This window comes from Corynebacterium sp. KPL2825, from assembly GCF_037908445.1.
Taxonomy (GTDB): Bacteria; Actinomycetota; Actinomycetes; order Mycobacteriales; family Mycobacteriaceae; genus Corynebacterium; species Corynebacterium kefirresidentii.
The window spans coordinates 72,562-94,554 of sequence record NZ_JBBMGI010000010.1; the positions used below are offsets into that span (position 1 = coordinate 72,562).

Sequence of the window (21,993 nt, forward strand, 5' to 3'; positions counted from 1 at the left end):
GATTTTCTCCTTATTTGATGGTGAGGAATGGTTCGCGGGTTAGGCCGGATTCGGAAATCATTGAGCCGGTGTTTGCGTCCTTGCGCTTCACCGTGAGGGCCACGTTGCCGTCGGTCAACGACTTGCAGCCCCAGAACATGTTGCTCATGTCCGTGACCTGCGCCGTGTCCAACTGGGGCACGCTGGTCAACGACTTGCAGATGTAGAACATATAGGACATGTCCGTGACCTGGCTGGTGTCCAACTGGGGGACAGTGGTCAACGACTTGCAGACGTTGAACATGTTGCTCATGTCCGTGACCTGGCTGGTGTCCAACTGGGGCACGCTAGTCAACGACGAGCAACCGTAGAACATATTGCTCATTAAGGTGGCCTCGCCCGTGTCAATATCGAACGGCAACTCCGTGACAGTCTGGTAGTCAAGCCCGTACTTCTGCACCATGGCGCGCAGCCAATCCCTCGCGTCGTAGCGCCCCGGTGTGGTGGGCATGACCTCCATAGGCTTACGTGACCCGGTCGGGGCTAGCTCCGTGAAAATATACGTTCCTGCCGTGCCGGTAAGTTGCACTCCCCTAGGGATTAGCTCGCCTGCGCGGACGGCAGACCCATTCGCGGACAGTCCGCTGGTTCCCCCGTCGGTGCGGGTGTAGGTGGCGTTCTCCGTGAGATACAGGCCGTTTTCTGTAATGGACTGCACGAGCGTGCTGTCGCCGGTGACGGAGCCAGTGTCCCACGTAGGGGAGGAGAAAACCCCTCCCGGTTTCATGGTCACTGTGACCACGCGGATCTTGAACGACGTGTAGATTTTCCGCCCCATGTGCCAGACTTCCTTGACCTTGCGGCCCTGGTGCCACACCTCTTTGGCCTTGCGGCCTTGATAATAAATAGGCATTCCTGCTCCTATTCGTAGACGATGTGTAGCTTGCCGTCTTTCGCGTTGGTGTTCCCCACGACGATAAGAGCATCCGTGTATGCCTTCGCCGTACCCAGCGCAGTATCCACGTAGGATTTATTCGCGGCATGACTACTGGAAGCCGGTTCGCTAACGTAAAGAGTGCCGTCTGAGTTCCTTTGTGCGATTGAGTGAGCTGACGCCCCCTTCGAAACAGAGGGGAGGTCACTAATGTCAGACATCGTGTGCTTGTGACCGTCCTGGGAGACCTTAACCCAGCTTGACCATTTACCGTTATAGAGACCACGCGTCCATATGTTGTTCTGGACACCGTAGTCAGTGTACCGCTGGTAAGTCATCCCAGTTTTTGGGTTGAATACTTCAAGTAGGCCCGCTCTGTTGTTCGGGTTGTTATTACTCGCCTTGGCGTCACGGTCTAGATCCCAGTGATACAAGCCGGTTTCCTTGTAGTCGTCTAGGTCCACCGCTCCCTTAATCGACTTAACCTCACGCGGGAACGCAACTTTGTCTACGTACGCCTTGCGTGTTAGCTGGTTGTCCTCACTTGGGTCGTTCACGTCGTGAAGGTGCCCAGTGGGGTGAGTTTTAACCAGTCGGTTAGCGAATGCTGGTGAGCCAAAATAGTTCGCAGCGTCAGTAATGTCTGCGGACGTGTGCTTGTGGTCCTCGGGTGGGAAAGCTGCGGGCTTGTCCTGAACATCCTCCCAGGTGCTTGCACCATCTGCGCCCGGCTCACCAGGAGGGCCTTGCGGGCCAGCCGGGCCAGCCGGGCCAGACATAGCAGACACGTCCGAGCCGATGGCCCAGACAATAATTCCGCTGTATTCCACCCCTGGTTTTAGTCCTACCCACGTAACCATTCCCGTTGGCATAACGTTAACGTGTGCGGTACCGCCCGCGTCGGCGAATACAGTTCCATAGACGGGCTGCGCGGGACGTATATCCTCCGGCAGGTACTCATCACCAATCACTAATCCATAAGGTGAGGATTGCGAGGTTTTAATAGACTGCACAGTTAATACAGCTGCTCCGCCGTTCCACTGTAAATACCAGCCGACTTGAACATCAGGGTTAGAATCGGGAATCATTTCACCACGAGGTAGTGGCACAACTTCGCCAGGCTCTACTGCTCCCTTGGGGCCTTGTATGCCTTGCGGGCCAGCCGGGCCACGCTCACCCTGCGGCCCGGTGAGTGATGGGCTGGTTTGTCCGTTGACGGTGAGCTTGTCGCCATCCCACGAGGTGGAGTCCGCAATGTTCGCAACTCGGTCAGCATCCTGCTTAGCGCTGGTGGCGCTGCCTGCCGCATCATTAGCGGACTTAGCCGCCTTAGACGCGCTAGACGATGCCGCCGTAGCGCTAGACTCAGCAGCCGTTGCACTATCCTTTGCGGCACCCGCGCTATCTTCTGCGCTGGATGCTTGGGCGGACGCGTTCTGCTCCGACTTTGCAGCACTAGCCGCAGATTCACCAGCTTTACCCGCCGCTGTCTCAGCACGCTGGGCACCGTCCTGTGATTTCTGGGCGTTACTAGAAGCATGCCCCTCAGAATCAGCCGCCTTACCAGCACTAGCCGCAGCAGCAGAAGCCGAGGATTTAGCCGCAGAAGCATACTTGCCGGAAGCCGCCGCATCCTTAGCAACCTGCTTCACCTGGTCCTCAAAAACGTTCATCGTTTTATCAAACCCGGTAGGCACCGGGATATGCAGAAAATCGAAACCGTCAATCTCTACCCACGCCCTGCCGGTGCGGACTAGATCATCATCGTCTACAAACCGCCCGGTTAGCTTAGAGCTAATTTCGTGCTCCATTCTCACACCCCTTTTGTCTCTAATACGCTCATGGGTGAGATATTGACCTAAGTAGGGGGTGCGGTCGGAAGCGGCTGGTAAGGCGGTGCTTTAACACCCTATGGACGAAGTTTTGAGACTGGAAAATACTGCACGGTCAGCCACATAACAGAAGACGATAATCACCCCACCTCTATCTCGCAGTTGTGACCGCACCCTCCGCATGGGCACGCACCCACACCTCATTAACCTGCGCCGCACGAGACGACACAAACAACAAATTACCCTCAACAGTTGGCATTAGAACTCCTCAATCAGCTAGCTAAGCTCTGGATATGACAATTGGCGCACGGAAAACTCGGTCAGCTCAGGGCCAGTATCCGACGGCCACCACTTAGAGTTACCGGAAGTCGTAGATGCGTATCCCTCGGCATACACGTAGCACCCGGATTCAGGGATGGAAGCAGTCAAATAAACAGTCAGCGTCTGATCAAAAGCATTATTGTAACTATAAGATGTAGCCCTATCGGTACTAGCGCTGCCATCTTTCGGCATGACCGTCAAGCGTAATCCGGTAGTAGTACCAACAATCGCTTCACCATCCGGGATATTAACCCGCAGTCGAATGTCCCAATCCCCCGGTGACAAAAATTCGAAACCTGTACCAGTCCCGCCAATTCCGATTTTTCTACAGCCCTTAAGCTCACCTCGCACGCCACTAAAATCTAAAATCGTCCACTTCCTAGCAGGAAGCACATACTTATCCTGAATGTACAAAGCACCGTGATTCTGCAAAGCAAGCAAATTGATGGCGCGCTTATTGGACTCCGCGAGTTGGCGAGTTAGCTCAGCCTGCTTCGACTGCGCAGCATCCAACAAACGCTGCTGCTCATTAATCTTCTGCTGCTGAGCATTGATTTGCTCCTGCTGTGCATTCCACGCGTCCTGCGATACCCACTTAATGTTGTTGACATCGTTGTAAGCATCCTGAGCGGACAAGGTGAGTTGCACAGCCTGGTTAAAGTAATTCTGGTTCTCTTCCGACCAGAAATCCACCACCTTCTGAGTAGCAGGGTCAACATAATCCTTAGCGTCTTTAACCAACTCGCCGTATGTTTGCAGCTCCGTGCTAAAAGACTCAGACAGGTCACTAATGGCCTTCTGTCGGTCACGAGCTTCACCCTCAACGGCTTCACCAAGACGCTCTTCCAGCTGGCTCCGCAGGTCTGTGCCAGCCTGCTCCCGCGCCAACTGCTCTTTACGCAAGGCCTCCACACGGGCCTGCTGCTCCGCGCTTAAGCCATCCTGAAGCTCCTGCCGCCACTCATTACCAAGCTGAGTAAGCCGCTCAGAATACCGCTCATACGACTCGTTAAAAGACTTAGACAATTTATCGGCAGAATCATCCACAATCTCTTGTACCGCACGCTTCGGCACCTTACGAGATGGAGCCAACAAAGCCTTACGGCCCGCCTTCTCCTGAGCCTTAATCTTCCGCTCCAACGAAGCCAGCACGCCATTAACTTCGCGGCCTAAAATAGGCTCCACCCTCAACGCATCATTAGCAGACGACTTAAGCGAGTAGCCCATAATTACCTCGGACACCCGCGTGGTCTTATCCACAAAGCTCACACGATCGCCGGGCTTCCAACCGGGCACTACGCGCCCATCCGGTAGGCGAATATCATCGCCAAACACCACCGTCTCATGGTGTCCAGGTGCCAAACTCATAGACGTGGTTCCCTGCGAGCGCGCCCACTCGCGAGCAATCTCAGCCGTTGGGTTAGCACCACCCATAGAAGATAGATTCATGTACTTCTCACGGAAGAAGAACGGCCCTGCCTGGGAAATATCCACCCTGCCGCCAGCCTTGCTAAACGACACCTCAGTACCGTCAATTGTGGCGTGAGGCTGAACATCAATGTCTAGCTTCTCAACCTCGCTAGGGAAGCCAGCAGCCCCCGGCAGGTAAGCAGCGGCACTATCTGCATCAATCGTCCCCACGGTACCCTTGGGCTTCAGAACACCAGACTCAAGCGCGGCAATAGTCTGGGCATCCAACTGCCCACCGCCAATAAGCATTGCACCATCCGGCCCCGTCTCAGTAGTAGACCACTTCAGCAAACCACCACCGGGGGCGGAAGAAAAGACCACACCACGACGGTCACGGCCCTGGTGCTGCCACACGAAAGTTCCCGGTGTTTGCTTCTGGTTCTCACCCTCGGCCTCGTACCGCTTATTGTCCTCAGCGAAATCAGCAGGGTTGGCGAGTACCCACTCCACGCCATCTTTCCAAGCGTAAGCAGCACCGTCACCAATGTATGACAAGGCTGCACTGTAGGATAGTTTCTCACCATCCACAGTACGCAGGAGACCAGTAGCAGCGCATGGCTTGAGCTTCCCCACACGCCCCTCGACAAACGTCCCCGGCTTCCACTCGGTAACGAAATGCGGGCGGTGAGCCTGAGCACCCGCCAAGTCCGGCACCTCACCACGAGACACCACAAATACTTTCGCAGGGTCAACCATCTCATAATACCCAAGGGGCCTATTGACCACTGTTTCAAAAGGAATCCAGCAAATGCCCGACGTATCCTTATCCTCAAGATCGCCAAACCGGATACGACCGTCACCATTCCACGAATGATCTGGCATCGCAGGTGACTCAACCGGCAGCGAGTCACCAAAAATACGGGCATTAGGTTGAGCGTTAGGCCACCGACCCTTACCCAACTCCTGACGCATCCACTGGCGCTCCATAACACCCGTGTAGAAACGCACAGTACCCACACCCGGCACCTCCTGGCCCGGCAGGAGTTTACGCACCTCAACAAACGAATCAGAACCCGCCAGCGGCTCGTCAAGAATATCGGCCACATAGTCCTCAGTACGAACCTCAACCTCAACCGGGTCACCATTCGACTCCACCAAAATATAGGTGGGTAGACCAGTGCGAACAGCACCCCGAGACACCAGCCGGTGCGTCAACTCGCCAATATGAGACGTGACAGTTTCAGCGGAAGAATCAGCCGCAGAAGCCACCGTAGAACGAGCCAACATGCGGTGAAAGTGCTTATGCTCAGACCACAAATTAACCTGAGCGTACTGAGTACCATCTTCATTCTGCCCGGTCTCAACCGACTCCACGTACCCGTCCCAATGCACGCCGTTAATCGTGAACGTCACCGGCACCGGCACGTGGCGGCACTGCCTCAGCCGTGGTAGCTGAGGATGGTCAGCAGATAGAGTTAACGAGCCGGTATCCACAGACCAATCCGCCCGCCCCTGCAAGCTGAGCTCTTGCCACGGGGCGAGCGGCCACCACCTCGACATGAACGCGTCCCACACGCGGGCATCAATCTGTTCATGGCGGGGGGTGTGCTTTACTACCATGCTCGGCTAAACTCCGGTATCCACTCGATGGTTAGACTGAAATCATTACCGGGGCTAGTCGCCTCGACCTGCACCTCCCCCATGTTCTTTTTGACCTCCACGGGCATCGGCCAGAATGGAACCACGGCGCTAAAGTCCGGGTTTCCGTAAAGGTCGGTCACGTGGCGGCGTTGGGGGTGCGAGTCAATAGCCCAGCCCTCGGCTCGGTACGGCAATTCTTGCCACTCGTCCTCAGCGGTCAGGCGGACACGAACACCGCCGTGCTTGCCCTTGACGGTGAACTTAGGCCACACGGGTTGGTCACCATCAACGCGGAACCGCACCGCCCCAAATTCACTCCCCTTGGTGAGTTCCAACCGCTCGGTGAACCGCCGCGACACATCATCCGCAAACTCCAACTGAACCGCCAAGACGGCGAACTTAGCCCCGCCCGGCGACTGAAACCATTTCACATCGGATACCTGAGACAAGCGCATTTTGAACCAGCGGTAGCCCCACTCGGCCGACATGACAGACAATCCCACCGGCTGGGAACCATCGCCCAGAGAGCTGAGAAGCCTATCCACCGTCGTGCGAACATCGGAAGACTTGACCCTAATCTCAAGCTTCACGCTATTGGTATCCACACGGGTGCCGCGCCATACACCGGCAGCCTCGTCCCAAATATGCGACTTGCCGAAGCCCGATAGGTTATCCGGCACCTCAGCTAGGAATATACCTTCACGCTTCTTACGGGGGCGAGAAAGCGCAACCGGCTCCCCGTCCACACCCCACAGGGTGATGCGAAACTTACTGTCCCAAATACGGCCCATTATCGTCTCCTAACGTTGCTTAACCATGCTGGACAACCCAGCCATAACCTTGTCCTCCAGCTGGGCGTTTACCGTCACGGCACCAGTGAACTGAGTATCAATATTGGTGGTGTCGCCGCCCATGCTGCTGAGTACTCGGCTTGCCGCATCCTGATAAGCGGCTTGGCGGCGGGCCTCCTCATTAGCCATGCTGGAACGCCGCGCCGCATCCAACGCACCCGGCACCACATCCGACCCGGATAACTGGCGGGCATACAAACCATCAACAACCGTTTCCGGCAGTCCCTCAACAATGTCACGACCAGCCGCCGCAGCATCAGCAGCCGTATCCGCCACGGAATCAACAATCGGACGCATAAGACCATTCGTCAGCCACCCGTTCTCCACATTCAGGGAAGACCACTCGCCAACATCCTCACGGCTGATGTTGCCGAAGCCCTGCTCACGCTTGGATAGCATCATGCCCCCGGTCGCGTCGGCACCCCAGCCGGAGCCGCCAATTGACATGAGAACCGACTTATTACCCTGATCTAGCTTGTCATTAACCCCAGCAAGCTGCTTATTCTCCTGCTGCAACTCGTCCAGCTGACGCTGCAAAGTATTCTGCATTTCAGCCAGCGCCTCAGCCTGCGGGTCATTCTCCTTGTGTAAATCAAACTCGGCGCGGGCCTTTTCAATCTCAGCCTTACGCTCCCGACGATCCAGCTCAGCCTTAGCCTTATTAGTCAAAAGCTCAGCGGCCTCAGCACCATACTTCTGCTCCATCTGCTTCTTATACAGCGGCAGATTAAACGCGCCGGATGTCGCATCAAACATGCTTCCTACATCATCGGAAGTGCCACCAGCGGCACCAATACCACCACCGGCTAATGCACCAACCACCAGACCGGCACGGGCCGCATCAACACGTCGTTTATCATCACGAGAAAGTTTGTCATATTCCTCCCGTGCCTGTTCCTTATACGCCTTTTCTTGCGACCGGCCCTCAACAATGCTGGTACTACCCTGCACAAGGGATGCCAAACCAGCAACACCAAGACCTATCGCAGCCGGTACTGCGGCACCGCCCGACGCGGCGGTTATAGCGCCAGCGCCAGCCAACTGAGCCAAACCAGCAATAACACCAGCCGCACCCTTAGCCTGCTTCTGCTTACCCTGCTGCTCACGAGCCAAAGCGGAAGCCGACGCGCCCAACGTGTTCGCGGCCTCAGCGGCAGCGTTCGCCATCTCGCGGGTAGCTACCTCTAGGCGCTCATGCTGAATGCGGGCCATTTCTTCCTGATAATTCAGCTCATACGTGGCCTCTTCAATCTGCATGCGCCGGTTAAACTCATTCTGTGCCGCCTGAGCACGGGACAGCTCCAACTGCTTCTCAGCCACAGCCACCGACGAAGCAGAAATCATCGCCAGCCGGTCAGTATCCAGCGCCCGCTGAGAAACATCCAGAATGCCCTTGGTGCGCAACTCCGCCAGATTGATTTCTAGGTCGGCATACTCGGAGTTGTAATCATGCCGCGCCATAGCTAAATCAAACTCGGCCTGCTGCTGGTTCAGGGTCTCGGCGTGACGCTCATTAGCCCCCTCGCGCTCCAACTCGCGGAGCTTAGAGGCCGCGTTCATAGCGGAGCGCTGCGCGCTAATGTTATCCAGCTCAGACTTCTGCCGAGCATCAGCCACAGAATTAGCGTGCTCCATATTCTCGGCCATGATGCCCAACGTGTCCGCAACAGTGCCCAACCCGTCAGCAATATGGTCAGTGAGGGAAGCCACAGCCTTAATCGGGGCCATAGTCAACGCCGTGTTGTATTGCAGCTGCGCCTGCTCAACCTCACGGATAGCGCGCTTCTCTTCCTCACGAGCATCAACCAAATCCTGCTCAGCTTCGGCAATCTGCTGGGCGGCCTTAACCTCATTCTCGGAGGTCTTGTCCTTGAGTTCGCGGATCTTCTTCTCCGCCTTCTCAATATCCTCAGCCTTTTTATCGGCTGTATAGGACTTGGTGAGTTCCTTACCCTTCGCCTTGTCGAGGTTCTTATACGCCTCAGCCAGTTTCTCGGTCGATTCTTCATCCGACTTGGAGGCCTTTTTACGAAGCTCAGCCAGCTTCTCCTCCGCCTCGGTAATATCCATCGAGGCGTTCTTACGGTCAGCCTGCGCCTCACCCAGCGCGTTAAACGCATCCAACGTCTCATCATTGACGCGCAGCCACACATCCCAGTTAGGGGTCTTAGCGTCCAGTGCGGACTCAACCTGCGCGGCGATACCACCCCGCCCGATAGTCTTTTCCAACTGCTTCGCAATAGAAAGGACTTGCTTGGCGGCAGGCTCACCCATCTCCTGGCGGAACGACTGCTGCCCCACAAACGGGTTAGCAAAATCCAAAGCACCATCAATCTGAGCTTTACTCAACCCGGCCTGCTGACCATACGCATAGGCCTGGGCGCGCTGCCCACGGCTCAAACCACCGCCAACAGTCGCGCCCGGCACATTAGACGCGAAACCAGGCGCATCAAACATCTTCCCCACAGACGGTGCGGACACCGACTTGTGAGAAGCGCGCTTACCGCCGCCACCACCGGAAGCGCCACCAAAATCACTGATACTCAGGTCGGTGCCGTTACCGTTCATTGTGACGCCACCGTCACCCGTGAGTTCACCATCATCAGAACCCGGCAGGTACATAAAGTTCGTGAAGCCACGACCGTCCAAAGGCCCGGCAGCACCACCAATAGTGAAGCCCTGGCCCGTGTTACCGCCAGACTCAATGAACGTGCCGTCAGGCAGCATCATCGCCGTGTGGCCGTTAGCGCCTCCGCCGTAGTCATACCAGCCGACAACCAGCTCGCTACCATTACCGCGCCCATTCTTAAAGCCCTTAGCTGCCAGCCAAGAACCCTCGGTCACGGTAGACATGCGAGAATCGAACGGATTAAGCCCCAGCCATGTATTCACAGCGGCAGACACCGCGCCGGAGCAGTCCATAGACGACGGGGAGAAGCCGCCCATGACATACGGCCCGTTGTTGTAGGGCTGTAGTTGCTCAATAACCTCAGCGGACTTAGTACGGCCACCATCCGCCAATGCGGGTAGTTCGGTAGCCAGACCGGCCAGAATCATCCTCGGGTTACCCGCGTTAATTCCTTGCAGGGTGCGGTTGTAGTCCTCGGAAGAGTTATTGTTGATTACCCACTCACCAGCGTTGACACGAGCCACAGCCCGCCCCATATTGTCCACGCCGAGGAAACCATCAACCTGCTCAGTACCCGGCCCGGTGGTGGGGAGTTTATAGCCCGCATTGTTTCCTACGGTGCGGGCCGCGTTCGGGAACCCGCCAACAGCAAGCCCCGGTATCTCACCACCAGCAGCGAAGCCCGGCAGGCCAATGCGTCCACCGTGCTCATGGCCGAATAGACCGCCAACCCAGTTGCCGACCTTTTCACCAATGAACCTGACTACCTTAACCGAGGGCACGGAGTTAATCAGGTTAATTGCAGTATTGACCTTGCTAGAAAGGTCACTGTTATTACCCCTAATATCCGAGGTGGTGTTGTGATCGTCCACGCCCTGCAACTGGGAATGGGCAGTATTCACACCGGCATCCAACAGGGTCTTATCCAAATCAGCGCTAGGGTGCGCAGACTGCTGGTTTAGATACTCCAAATCGCCACGTGCGATTTGACCATTAGCCAACAGTTCATCAATGACCAGCTGGGCAGTTGGGGACGGATTCTGAATATCCAAGTCCCTCAGTAGGGCATCCGCCTCAGATTTACCAATCTGAATAGGGGTGGTGTCCATGATGGTCTCGATACTGATTGATTCATCATCAATCTCAGCCATCTTGGTGGTGATGGACTGCAAATCAGCCATAACCTCATCATTGGGGGCGGTCACCTTGTACTGAATGACCTCGCCAGCATCATTCTTAATTTCCTGATACTTGATGCCCAGTTCATCCATCGCCGCCAAGACGGCAGGCTCAGGCGGGTCAATGTTGACCGTTGTGCCCTCCTCCAACGGGTACATGGCAGCCCACACATCACCCAAGGACTGCACAGCCTCACTAGCACCATCCAGCTCCACCAGCGTGTGAATAACGTCCGGCGCGAGGCCATAAGACTCCAGAACGTGGCTCCACTGTTCGTCGAACTCAGCGCCAGCAAGACCCATCTGCTCGCGTAGAGTATCGAGCTGCGGCCCCATCATCTCCCAGATGCCCTGAACGTCACCATTAGCAATAGCAACGTTCATAAGCTCGTCAGACATGCTACTCAGCGTGTCCGACAAGGCGCGGGCATTTTCGTTGGTGTAATTCAACTTGTCGCCGTCAAACAGCTCGGAGCCGATGCCAATATCCTGATTGACCAGCCCCTCCATCTTATTGCCCAGCTCTTCAATGGACTCCGCCGCCTGCATATTCGCCTCGTCCGCAGTCTGAGCCATCAGGCCCATAGCTTGCATGGTGGACTTCAGCGCCGAGAGCTTATCCTCGGCACTAGCCGACGAGTCAGCCAAGGTAGAGATACCGGCAGCGGCCTGAGCTGCCGCAGGGTCAAGTTCACGCGCCGCCTCAACAGACTGGCGGATATTATCGCGGGCCTCACCAAGCTGATCCGCAGCAGCCTGAGAAGCATCACCACCAGACCGCAGCGAAGCCATGAGCTTGTCGTACTGGGGGCCACCCTCAGCCACGACACGGTTCAGATCCTCCATCGGAATCTTCAACTCGCCAGCGGCCTTTTCAATAGCCGCATACGCGTCCTTAGACTCATTAACCTGGTTATTGTACTCGCGCCACTCACTAGACCAGCGGCCCTGCTTCCACCACGACAGGTCGGGGGCCTCAACAGCGTTAATGAAGCCGGAGTACTCCTCAGCCATTGTTTTCATCTGGCCGAGGTCTTTCTCCACCATCGTGGAGGCCATCTTCAGCTGGGTATCGTTTAGCTTCTCAGATGTACCCGCCAACGAAGCGTTAAGCTGATCCTGAGCCTGAGCCGCATCCCTAGTGGACTGAGAATAGGCTTCCTGAACCGACTTGGCTTTATCATGCGCACTAGAAACAGCGGACACCGTAGCCGCAGCGCCCATGAAAGCCACACCCCACGGGCCGCCAAGCGCACCCATGACCCCATTTGCGGCAGTTTTAATTCCTGCCATACTGGCCTTAACGACACCAGTAGTCTTAGCGAATTTCTTACCACTAGTAGCGGCGGCGGTGTACGCACTTCCCATAGTGGAGCCGAAATCAGAAATAGATTCCTTAAGGGAAGTAACTTTAGATATGGCAGATTGCCCCATCTGAGAGTTAAGGGCCGCTTGAGCTACCTTTAGCGCCACAAAAGCCTTAGCCAAATCATTAACAGGCCCCGGCAGGCTAGTAACAGCCTCACCCATCTTAACCAAAGGGGAAACGTCAACATCTTTAATCCAAGCGGTAAGATTCTGCGCCCCAACACGAACCTTATCCGCTCCAGCCTTAATAGCAGGCGACAGCTTCTCAAAAATAGCGGCAGCCGTATTATTCAGCTCAGCGCCCATATTCTTCAACGTGCCGGACGTGGTCTCCGCCATCTTGCCCATAACACCAGACAGGGACTCAACCTTGCCAGCAGCACCATCGGAACCCTTAATGATTCCGTCCGTGAGAGCCTTAATGCCCTCCTGGGCTGGCACCGCGCCCTTGGAAATCATCTTCTGCATTTCATCGGTCGTGACACCGAAATGATTAGCCAGAATCGTGAGGCCCTGCACGCCACCGTCGGCAAGACGGTTCAGAGTCTCCATGGAAATATTGCCAGAGGCGGCAGCCTGACCAAACGCGTCGGACATGCTCAAAAGGGCTTCCTCGCCCTTACCTGTAGCGGCGGCGGCCTCACCCAAAGCGGTGACCGTGTTACTAGCCTGCTCAGCATCAACACCGAAAGCGACAAGGGTCTTGCCTGCATTAGCCCACGCATCAAAAGAATATGTAGACTTCATGTTGGACGCGACGAGCTTGTCCATGAAGCCAGAGGCTTTATCAGCCGACCCCATCATCACACCCAATGCTTGGGTCGTGTCCTCAATAGAGGTGACCTTAGCAAAGCCGTTCTGCATGACCTCGGCTGCGCCAGCAACACCGGCAACACCGGCAGCAAAACCGCCTAATTTACCTACCGTGCCACGCAGCTTAGAGGCAAACCCGTCGGTAGATGAACCAGCCTGAGAAAAAGACTCACTAGCTTTATCGGCGGAAGCGGCGGCCTTATCAATATTCGAAGATGCGTCGTCCGCAGCCCTGCTAGTACGCTCCAACGGAGCCGAGTCAGACTTAGGCGAAACCTTTTTACTAGACGCTTTATCCAGCTCAGAAGAAACCTTAGACGCGGCAGTGCCAAGCGTATCCAGACCAGAGGCATCACCTCTTGGGGTCACCTTTTTACTACTGGTCTTATCCAGAGCGGAATCAGCTTTACGGGCCGAACGCTCCACCTTATCAATGTCGGAGGTGTCAGCCGTGGGCTTAATCTTCTTGTTACCAGTCTTTTCCAGCGACTGGTCAACCTGCCGGGCCTTGCGCTCAACCTGGCCCATCTTGCTATCAAAATCGCCGGTATCAACCTTGATTGTGAAACCAAGATCACCTAGATCAAGCGCTGCCATACGTTACTCCTTTTTCAGCGTTGGTTGCTTCCTCAGCCCCAGCCCCCGCGCAATAGCGGTATCCTCACTTAGGAGCCTTACTAGGCGTATTCTGAACCAACGCCACTTGCGGTTAGACAGAACACCTGAACCAAAATCAATGCCAAAAAAGTGTTGGAAGTCCGTCTCAATATCATCCCAGCGGGACAACATTGACGGCCACGTCAGGGCAGATTCATCAACGTCCGGCTTGGGCTGCACCTGCTCAGCCCACCACTCGCGGACGTATTCCCCAAACGTTTCTAGAATGTAGAGGTCTGGCGGGCCACCACCCGGATCACTTTCGGAATAAGCGCCGGGATATGGGTTGTACCACAGGTCACTATCTGGCGCGTATGCCCAACCATCAGGGTCACGCCTGAGCCTGTCCCACTGGTCACGCCAGCACCCCTCCGGATCGTCTAATCGTCCTGGGAGTCGTTGCTCTTGCTCTTTAGGTGCTCCACTGCTTTTCCCAAGTCGCCGGTCGAGAAGTATGCCTTAGCCAAATCATCGCCCTGCACGTACTTGAAATGTACAGCGGACACTAGGCGCTCCATCTGCGAGTAGGAGGCACCATTCTCCATGACCTCAGCAAGAATACCGCCAGTAATCTTCGCAGTCTTGGTGTTGAACTTGGAACCAAGAAGCGGGGCGACACGAGACCACACACCCATGCCATCATCGTCACCCTTTTTGCGGGCATTGAAATAGTCCCGGTGGAACTCCAGCACCTGCTCAGCGCTTGGGGTGATGTGGTATTCCTCGCCCTTAAAGGTGAAAGAAATGTCGTATGCGTCTAGCTGCTCGTCGAGCTGGCCGAAATCGGTCATGGGTTGCCTCCCTGTGTGTTGGTTGTGTTTACGACGTGGAATAGTGTCGCCTGAGTGGTAACGCGGTCAACCGTGTGGGCATGAAGAAAGCGCCCCAGCAAACCATTGTGGGCTTGCGGGGCGCTGACTAGCGCGAGATGCGGGGTTAGGCGGCGGCACCTGGTTCGGAACCGGCCTCAGACTCGGCTACACCGGCCTCAGAACCGCCAGCGGACTCACCAGCGGCACCAGTCTCAGAATCCGTTTCGCCAGACTCATTATTGGAACCCTCCTCAGCCGGGACACCCTTGGGGTGAATAACCGACAACAGTTCCTCAACATCCACCGGCTCGGACTCCTTACGCTCAGAACCCTTAGCCACGGAGTGGATACGGGTCGGTTCACACGAGGACTTAAGGTCAGAGGTGAACGTGCGCAAGTCATTAGCGCCACCGGAACCAGAGGTGAAGCTGTTGGTGGCGGTGCCCTCCCAGCCCTCGTCAATGTCGGTGCGCCATACGCGGAAGTCAACCTTGCCGTCCGCGCCCAGCTCCTCACCGGTCATCTTCAGCAGCTGCTGGTCCTCAGTCAGAAGGTCGAGGTCACCCTTGCGGGCGAACTGGCCCTCAACCGACACGGTGAGGGAACGGGAGGTCTTTTCTTCGGAAGTCCAGCCGTTGGAGTCAATATCGGACGCATCAACGGTGGAGGTTTCAATGTTTGGGGAGAGGGAAGTGACGCCACGAACGAACTTGTATTCTGCCGGGTCAGCGCCTACCGGCTTAACCTGCAATGCCCAATTACGGTTGAGCTGCTTGTTCAGCTCGCAGGAATTGGGTGCAGTAGCGAACTTAGTGTTAGCCATGCTGTGCTCCTAGTGAGTAGTAGGTGGTGCCAGCAGTGTGGCCGTGTAGGTGTCTACGGCGTGCCAGCGATCGTTGGTGTCCAGTAGTGGTGGATCATTTATGACCCGCCTACAAGATAGAAAGCCGCTGGTTGCGGTCAACTTCACGTCGGTGAGGTCGTGGAGGTGCTTGTACGCTAGGGCCGCATCCTCCACTGGTGTTATCTGGTCGCGGGGAGCGCCACGGAACACGAGACTGAACCGAACTGTGGGGTTAGAGTCCGACGCCTCCTCGTCAACCGTAATATTGAACACCGCCATTGCCCTATCAGGTTCATCCTCCAGCCTGTAGGCAAACACCGCAGGAAGATCACCCGGCGCACGCTGGTCACCATCAGGCGATGCGCACACCCCACACGACGCTAAATACTCAGCAATGTCATACACCAAACCCTGCCGGTACGATGGCCGGTGCAGGTTATCCTGGTGAAACTCGCCCATCTAGAACGCCCCCCTAATATGGTTCGCAAGAATCTGGGCCACCCTATCCGCGTTCTCATTCTTAGCCGTCTCCAAGTACTTAGCTTGGCCCGCTCGCGGGTGGTTCCACGTGACCTCCTCATGCTGCCGACGAATATACGGCAGGCCCGAATAACGCACACCACCAGCAACTTCCCGGCCCTGCTTCTCAGCCGGAATGACACTAGCCGACTGGCGGAGGTTACCCGTCTCACCAAGCGGGGTGAGGTTCACAGCCGCCGCCTCAACAACATGAGCCGCCGAGACAACACCCGCCCGCGTCGAACCCTGAATACGGTTCTTAATACTTTCACCATTCCACTCAAGACTCATACAATAGTCACCTCCACATGGTCAGGGGTTAGTCCAGTACCCGTGTAGGCACGCCGGGCGGACACAACCTCCCGCTGGGTCTTAGCCCCAAAATCTTCCGGTAGGGTGAGCACGTCACCCGGCTTGGGTAGTGGCCCGTCAACATCCCAGTTGATGGTGCCAGCCGCCACTATCTCCTCCCCGTGCTGGTTCAGGGTGCGGCGATTCTCCATATTGATGGAAGCCTTAACAGTCTCGCCCGGCTTAAAGGTGGTGCCCCGCATGGTGCGGATCTCCTCGCCCTGTAGTTGTACTTCGTGGCGGAACCATAGGTCGCGGAGTGTGTCACTCACTCGATTATTACGTCCCATCTGCTACACCACCAGCCAAGGCTTGCCACTGGTAAGGCCCGCATCTTCAAGAAGCAACAACGCCCCTAACGCGAGACCACCACTCAGCAGATGCTCACGTGCCTTAGTAGACTCGGAATAATCCATCGTCACCGACGAACCATTATTAGACGAGGAAGCCACCAGCGCCTCAGACGTGGCCCCGCCCGTACTCAGCTGGTCGGTAATATCAGCCTCCACCCACGCCTGAACCTGAGCGCTAGTAGCGTACTTGAACGCGTCAATAATCCGCTCATTGGTCGGCATACCAGCCTCGTCAACGGCGTATAAAGCGCCACGGGTTTCACGCCGCATAATCGCAGAAGCAAGGCTGATCATCCGGTCGAGCTGGGCATCATCCAACCCATCGTAGAAACCATCCGGCGCGTCATTAAGTAGCTCAGTCCGGTCAATGTAGTTCATATACAGGCGCATCAGGCCCTCCTAAAAAGAATAGTCAGTAAATACAAAAAGGAGGGGAGGGAGAATAACCCACCACACCACACGCCACCCCTCGCAGGGTCACCTAACGGCGTGTAGGGCAGTAAATTATCCTCACCTCCCCCAACACCCACACAGGCAGTTCAGTGCTACTGGACAATCACCAAACCACCAGCGGGGCGGGATTCAAGGGCTTAGGCAGCCGGGCTTGCGGTAGAACCGCCACCCAAAGTGCCGCCCTTAACGTCAGCCTCCAAGGTGACGATGCCCTTGGGGCGAACAACGGCAGCGCCAGAAACCATGAGGCCACGAACCAGGTCACCGAAACGATCCGGGTCACGCAGAGCCTCAAGAGTGCGGAGCTGAGAAGCGTAAGCCAAAGCACCAGGCACACCAGCAATGATGGTTTCACGGCCAGCGGTAACCGGAGCGTTAACCGACTGGTAGATGTTCAGACCCAGCTGAGGCAGGGAAGAAACCAGGCCGTTACGGGCCACAATGTCAGTGCCAGCGGCGTGAGCCTGAGTTACACGACGGTCAGCCAGCAGTGCGGAGCCAAAGTTCGGGCCGACAACAACCCAACGCTGGGCGGTAGGTGCGGACACCTTATCCAGCTCCAGGGCCATGCGGCGCAGCGCATCCCACGCGGTGATCTGGTCGGTGTCCGGGCGGTAGAAGTCGGCACCGTCAAAGATGGCGGTGGAGCCGATCTTCTTACCTGCGCCGTCCTTGAGCTTTGCTGCAATGTCGGTGTCAACCTTGTTTGCCATTGCGGAGCCGTGCTCGTTGGTTGCGGCGGAGCGGAAGTCACCAGCGGCCTGTACAGCATCAACGTCGTTGACGCGGAAGCCGTAGTAACGCTCGGTGTCCATCACCAGCTTGACGTCGGTGGTTTCCACATCATCGTAGACAAGATCCTTGGTACGGTCGTGAACCTTGATGTTCGCCGCACCAATGGAGTTGATGTGTACCGTGTCGCCGGAGTTCTGCAACAGCGGCTGGAAACGAGTGTCAGCAATACCAGGCTGGGCGTAAATGAGGGAGTTCTGGTAAGGCACCTCAAGGGTTGGTGCCCACAGCTTAGGGATAAAGGATTCAACAGACATGCGTGTCTCCTACTTCTTGTAAAGGTGTTCCAGTTCGCCCTTCTCAGTCAGCTCGTAGATTTTCTGAGCGCTCATGTCGTTCAGGTCATCTACGGTGTACTTGCGGGGGCCACTGTTATTGGTCGGGTTGGACGTGTTTCCGGAAGATACGGGCGCCGCCTGGGCGCGTAGCTTCGGGTTAGCGTCCACCGTCTCCTGAACAAGGTCGGCCACCTGGGCCGCGTAATTCTCAGCGGACGGGTCGAGGTTCGCCAAAGCATTGGAACCTCGTAGATACGGGATTGTGAGGGCAGGGTCGCCCTTGGCCTTAGCCACCGCATCATTAAGCGCGGTGGTTTCACGCAACTGGCGATTCTCCTGCTGCTGAGCTTCCAGCTTCTCCTTGTAGCTTTCGATTAGCTGCTCCGGGGTTGCTTCCTCCTCGGCACCAGACAGCTTGGCGAGAAAGCCACGCATCTCCTCAAACTTAGAGTTCAAGGATTCATACTTGCTGGTTAGCTCAGCGTTCTTTTTCTCCTCGTCACGTAGGCTGGTACGACGCGCCGCCGACTCCTTACGCAGCTTCTTCAGTTCCTTTTCCACGTCGAAGTTTTCACGCTCAGACTCGTTGGCCTGTTCGGTTTCTTCTTCGTGGTGGGTGGTGGTTTCCTGCTGGTCCTCCTGGGTCTCAGCGGTTCCACCGCCCTGGGGATTGTTGTTCTGCTGGTCGGTGGTCGTGTTTTGTACTTCGCTCACGTTGGTGTCCTCCCGTAACGGTTAAAAGAATCGTCGTGGACGGCTCCTGTCCGCTCCACGGTTGGGAGTATCACCTAACGAGCTGTGCGGTCACCGGTACGCACCTGCTCGCGGTGCGGTAGACGGGTCAGGTAAGAATGAGAGTTGACGTGGGCGCGTTGCTCCGCCTGCCACTGGCGCACCTTACTCTTAGCCGACCGGGCCTCACTATCATCTAGTGCTACTGATTCTCGTTTCTTCCACTTGCGGATGTTCCGCTCAATCTGGCGTTGGCGTTGACTAGCCTCGTACTGGCGAGCGTTCTCTTCCTCACTCGCCTGGGGTGCGGTGGGTGTTGGGTCGCCGGGGGTGTAGGCAGAATCTCTGTGCTTGCAGTTACAGTGGTGATATCCATTAGCGATTGCTTTATCCAGCCGCTCTTTCACCTCAACCGTGATTGTTTCGCCAGTAGCCGGGTCAGTCATTACACGCGGCCCCGCATCACCCGTGATAGCCAACAGTTGATTCTGGTACGGGAAGCACTGGGGTGCTGAGGCCGGGTGCCACGAAGCCCGCACAAGCTCAACCCCAGCCGAACGGTACCCGTCAAGGTGCCCCTGCTGCTTCACGTTGTTGCGCATGGTGCGCACAGCCATATCGGTGTACACGTCCATTGACCATTTACGGCCAGCCTTGTCCACGAAGCTGGTTATGCCTTTGTCGGCAAACCTGTTCAGGGCGGACTGCATCGCTTTGACGTGCGATTCGGTTCCTACCTCGGCCGCCATAATGGTGGTGGCGGTTACTTGCTGGTACACGTCACGAACCTGCCGGGCAACCATAATATGCTGAGAGCGCAGCGCCTCCACGGTCTCGCCAGCGGCGGAGGATGCGACAATCGAGGCGGTAACCTCGGGCGGGGTTTTCGCCACCTCCTCAAACACGTCCTCAATTGCCGTCACGTACTCCCCCAACGCCACCAGTTCAGCCTGGTCGCCTATTAGCCTGCCGACACGATTGAGGCGGGCCTGCGCCTTATCTAGTAGCCTATTCAGCTCCCGCTGCCGCGCTACCGGGTCAGATGACGACAGTGAGGCCTGCACAGCATCCCGAACCGCAACGAGAAGAAACATCTCAGTCTCCTCGTACAATTCAACGAGACGCTGAGCATCCACCGCAGTCTGTTTAGGATTCGCCACCATCATCACCAGTACTAAACGCCTCGTCGCCCGGAGCTAACGCCAGCGGGTCGAAAGCGTTACGGGAGCGTTCATCTTCCCTAATCTTCTGAACCTCCTCCTCGACCTGTTCAGGAGTCCACTCGGGGTGCTGCTTACGCACAGCGGTCTCCAACGACATGATGCCAGCCGCATACGACTGCGAGGCCGCGTTGATTAGCTCGTTCTCATTGACCTCAATCTGGTCAGGCAAGGACACCAGCACCGGCTGGGTTGGCGGAGCATACCCGTTCAAGTCAGCGTCCAGCTCAAGATAGGCGGTGATGATAGCCGACAAGTGAGCACGCTCCATACGAGACTTGGTAGCCGCCGTGGCACGTGTCCGCTTAGTGCGGGCGCGGGTCTCCGTCGCGGTCATATCACCCGACGCCTGCGGATCCATATCAACCGTGAACGGTGACAAGCCAAGCGCCGACACGGCCTTACGAATATCCGAGTCGATAAGCGTCAGGTACTGCTCCACGCGCATATCAAACTGCACCTGCTCAAACGTGGGCTTTTCCTCAGCCGTGATACTCGGGCGAGTCTTAAACACGTCACGCATGAAGTCAAAGAACTCACCACGTCCCGGCCCTTCCGTGTCGAGTAGTTGCTCGTCTACGAATAGGCGACCACGGGCCGCTTCCACCTCATGCTGGAGCTGAGACCAGTTGTGGTCAATGTCCTCAAAGATCTGGGCACCACGTGCCACATCCGATGTGGAGTAGTAGCGCAACAGAGTGTCGTGTCGCCACTGCCGCTTGGGGTGGTAGTTCGCCAGCATGTGGGCGGTTGGGGACTCCGCACCAGTCTTGAGGATAGTGCCGTCCTGTAGTCCCTCAATCTCCATGAGGTGCTTAGCGCACTCATGCTGGCTGAAGTCTACAGCGAAGCCAACATTATCCTCGGAGCCTTTATACAGTTGGTATTCAATCTGGCCTGGGGTGTGCTCCTGGAAAAGGCGGAACACAGTATCGCCCTTATCCTCCTTGTAGGTGTCCCAGAACAGGATGGAGGATTGACGCCCATTCTCAAACTGGCACATGCCATTATCGGCATCGACCCATTCAATCCACGGGTGCGGCTGAACATTCTGATTCCACACCACACGGCCAAACACCCAACCCAGTGAGCCTGCACTGTACACAGCGTTCCACCATTGGGCGGCGAACTCGTCGGAAGTCACGAGGCGGTTCAGCGCCTCCGCCGCCTGGGTGTTGTCCGCATCCTCGGCGGCTAGTTCAGCCTGCGGTGGTTTACCCGCCATGTAGTCAGCAAGGGCGGTGGTTAGCTCCTCAGCTACCGGCAGGTGGTGGGTAACCAGGTGAGACTTAGCCCTATCTGCTGGGGGTCGGCCAAGGAAAGCGCGGGAGGTTTTACCCACAATTCCACCGTTATACTGCGAACGATGCTGGTAAGGTTCCGGCCCGTACTGGCGAGCGCGGCGTTGGTTAATCACATCCAACTGGCCGTTGAGTAGCGCATCGTCGCGGCGGATGGATTCAATAGCCGCCTCGTATTCCTTTGGCGGCCAGGATGATTTAGGTTCGGGCATGCTCATGTGCTTGTGCTTCTCCCTGGGTTTATTGTGGCCGAGTGATGCGCTTAGTGTCGCCCTGCTGTGAGGGCGGTCAGCTGAGCGGGTTATCCCGGTCGTGAACCGTGTGCGGCGAAGATACGGCACCTTTAGGGTGATTCTTTAACTACTTCCGAAAGGTGCAACCATACGGATTGCAAACCCCTCCACAATATCCAGCACCTGCCGTATCAGCCCGCAAGATAACCCCTGTGGGGTGCAGACAACAACACCCCCTATTGCTGATGCCGCAGTATCCATCAACCGCCAGTGCTAAGCGGAATACCACCCAACCGAGTCTCAGCACAACACATGCGCAACCACTGGGAAGCCCGAGCGCCTTTGTAGTGACAACCCTCCGGCGCGGGCGGTTTCCCCAGCGGCACCACATTGGCTCCCACGTACTGAGAATCGGCGAGCATAAGCGCGGGTGGTATAGGAAACTTACTGACTACAACACAACCACGTGAAGCCAAACGGCAGTGGGGTGTT

15 protein-coding genes are annotated in these 21,993 nt (G+C 56.5%); all 15 read right to left on the bottom strand.

Going from position 1 to position 21,993, the window contains the following annotated elements; all coding sequences use genetic code 11:
- Positions 1-10 precede the first annotated feature (10 nt).
- Entirely contained in the window at positions 11-892 is an 882-nt protein-coding gene (locus WMQ00_RS08955; protein WP_340440910.1) for a BspA family leucine-rich repeat surface protein, read from the bottom strand.
- An 8-nt stretch (positions 893-900) separates the two neighbouring features.
- Positions 901-2,724 (bottom strand): hypothetical protein, encoded by a 1,824-nt coding sequence (locus tag WMQ00_RS08960; RefSeq protein ID WP_340440911.1) that lies wholly within the window; start codon positions 2,722-2,724, stop codon positions 901-903.
- Positions 2,725-3,021: 297 nt separating this feature from the next.
- Entirely contained in the window at positions 3,022-6,036 is a 3,015-nt protein-coding gene (locus WMQ00_RS08965) for a hypothetical protein (protein WP_340440912.1), read from the bottom strand.
- 53 nt (positions 6,037-6,089) lie between these two features.
- Positions 6,090-6,908 (bottom strand): hypothetical protein, encoded by an 819-nt coding sequence (locus WMQ00_RS08970; protein WP_340440913.1) that lies wholly within the window; start codon positions 6,906-6,908, stop codon positions 6,090-6,092.
- A 9-nt stretch (positions 6,909-6,917) separates the two neighbouring features.
- Complete coding sequence (locus tag WMQ00_RS08975; protein ID WP_340440914.1) at positions 6,918-13,553, bottom strand: tape measure protein; 6,636 nt, start codon at positions 13,551-13,553, stop codon at positions 6,918-6,920.
- 440 nt (positions 13,554-13,993) lie between these two features.
- A complete protein-coding gene (locus tag WMQ00_RS08980) occupies positions 13,994-14,404 on the bottom strand; it encodes a DUF7426 family protein (RefSeq protein WP_340440915.1) in 411 nt (136 codons plus the stop codon).
- 145 nt (positions 14,405-14,549) lie between these two features.
- Positions 14,550-15,248: a phage tail tube protein gene (locus WMQ00_RS08985; RefSeq protein WP_340440916.1), complete on the bottom strand. Its 699-nt coding sequence runs from the start codon at positions 15,246-15,248 to the stop codon at positions 14,550-14,552.
- Between the two features lie 9 nt (positions 15,249-15,257).
- A complete protein-coding gene (locus WMQ00_RS08990) occupies positions 15,258-15,728 on the bottom strand; it encodes a phage tail terminator protein (protein ID WP_340440917.1) in 471 nt (156 codons plus the stop codon).
- Positions 15,729-16,079 (bottom strand): hypothetical protein, encoded by a 351-nt coding sequence (locus WMQ00_RS08995; protein ID WP_340440918.1) that lies wholly within the window; start codon positions 16,077-16,079, stop codon positions 15,729-15,731.
- The gene (locus WMQ00_RS09000) at positions 16,076-16,411 is read right to left on the bottom strand and encodes a hypothetical protein (RefSeq protein ID WP_340440919.1); all 336 of its coding nucleotides are present in this window, start codon (positions 16,409-16,411) and stop codon (positions 16,076-16,078) included. The genes WMQ00_RS08995 and WMQ00_RS09000 overlap by 4 nt, the downstream gene beginning before the upstream one ends.
- Positions 16,412-16,432: 21 nt before the next feature.
- Entirely contained in the window at positions 16,433-16,882 is a 450-nt protein-coding gene (locus WMQ00_RS09005) for a hypothetical protein (RefSeq protein ID WP_340440920.1), read from the bottom strand.
- Positions 16,883-17,082: 200 nt separating this feature from the next.
- On the bottom strand, positions 17,083-17,994 hold the full coding sequence (locus WMQ00_RS09010; protein ID WP_340440921.1) for a phage capsid protein: 912 nt from the start codon (positions 17,992-17,994) through the stop codon (positions 17,083-17,085).
- A gap of 9 nt (positions 17,995-18,003) precedes the next feature.
- Positions 18,004-18,729 carry a hypothetical protein gene (locus WMQ00_RS09015; RefSeq protein WP_340440922.1) on the bottom strand — a complete coding sequence of 242 codons (726 nt, stop codon included), beginning with the start codon at positions 18,727-18,729 and terminating at the stop codon, positions 18,004-18,006.
- 74 nt (positions 18,730-18,803) lie between these two features.
- Positions 18,804-19,841 carry a phage minor capsid protein gene (locus tag WMQ00_RS09020; RefSeq protein ID WP_340440923.1) on the bottom strand — a complete coding sequence of 346 codons (1,038 nt, stop codon included), beginning with the start codon at positions 19,839-19,841 and terminating at the stop codon, positions 18,804-18,806.
- Positions 19,842-19,893: 52 nt separating this feature from the next.
- Positions 19,894-21,486: a phage portal protein gene (locus WMQ00_RS09025; RefSeq protein WP_340440924.1), complete on the bottom strand. Its 1,593-nt coding sequence runs from the start codon at positions 21,484-21,486 to the stop codon at positions 19,894-19,896.
- Between the last annotated feature and the right edge of the window lie 507 nt (positions 21,487-21,993).

Bases quoted from the DNA above. Each gene is read 5' to 3' on its own strand.
- WMQ00_RS08955 (WP_340440910.1), bottom strand. From the start codon at position 892: ATGCCTATTTATTATCAAGGCCGCAAGGCCAAAGAGGTGTGGCACCAG.
- WMQ00_RS08960 (WP_340440911.1), bottom strand. From the start codon at position 2,724: ATGGAGCACGAAATTAGCTCTAAGCTAACCGGGCGGTTTGTAGACGAT.
- WMQ00_RS08965 (WP_340440912.1), bottom strand. From the start codon at position 6,036: ATGTCGAGGTGGTGGCCGCTCGCCCCGTGGCAAGAGCTCAGCTTGCAG.
- WMQ00_RS08970 (WP_340440913.1), bottom strand. From the start codon at position 6,908: ATGGGCCGTATTTGGGACAGTAAGTTTCGCATCACCCTGTGGGGTGTG.
- WMQ00_RS08975 (WP_340440914.1), bottom strand. From the start codon at position 13,553: ATGGCAGCGCTTGATCTAGGTGATCTTGGTTTCACAATCAAGGTTGAT.
- WMQ00_RS08980 (WP_340440915.1), bottom strand. From the start codon at position 14,404: ATGACCGATTTCGGCCAGCTCGACGAGCAGCTAGACGCATACGACATT.
- WMQ00_RS08985 (WP_340440916.1), bottom strand. From the start codon at position 15,248: ATGGCTAACACTAAGTTCGCTACTGCACCCAATTCCTGCGAGCTGAAC.
- WMQ00_RS08990 (WP_340440917.1), bottom strand. From the start codon at position 15,728: ATGGGCGAGTTTCACCAGGATAACCTGCACCGGCCATCGTACCGGCAG.
- WMQ00_RS08995 (WP_340440918.1), bottom strand. From the start codon at position 16,079: ATGAGTCTTGAGTGGAATGGTGAAAGTATTAAGAACCGTATTCAGGGT.
- WMQ00_RS09005 (WP_340440920.1), bottom strand. From the start codon at position 16,882: ATGCGCCTGTATATGAACTACATTGACCGGACTGAGCTACTTAATGAC.
- WMQ00_RS09010 (WP_340440921.1), bottom strand. From the start codon at position 17,994: ATGTCTGTTGAATCCTTTATCCCTAAGCTGTGGGCACCAACCCTTGAG.
- WMQ00_RS09020 (WP_340440923.1), bottom strand. From the start codon at position 19,841: ATGTTTCTTCTCGTTGCGGTTCGGGATGCTGTGCAGGCCTCACTGTCG.
- WMQ00_RS09025 (WP_340440924.1), bottom strand. From the start codon at position 21,486: ATGAGCATGCCCGAACCTAAATCATCCTGGCCGCCAAAGGAATACGAG.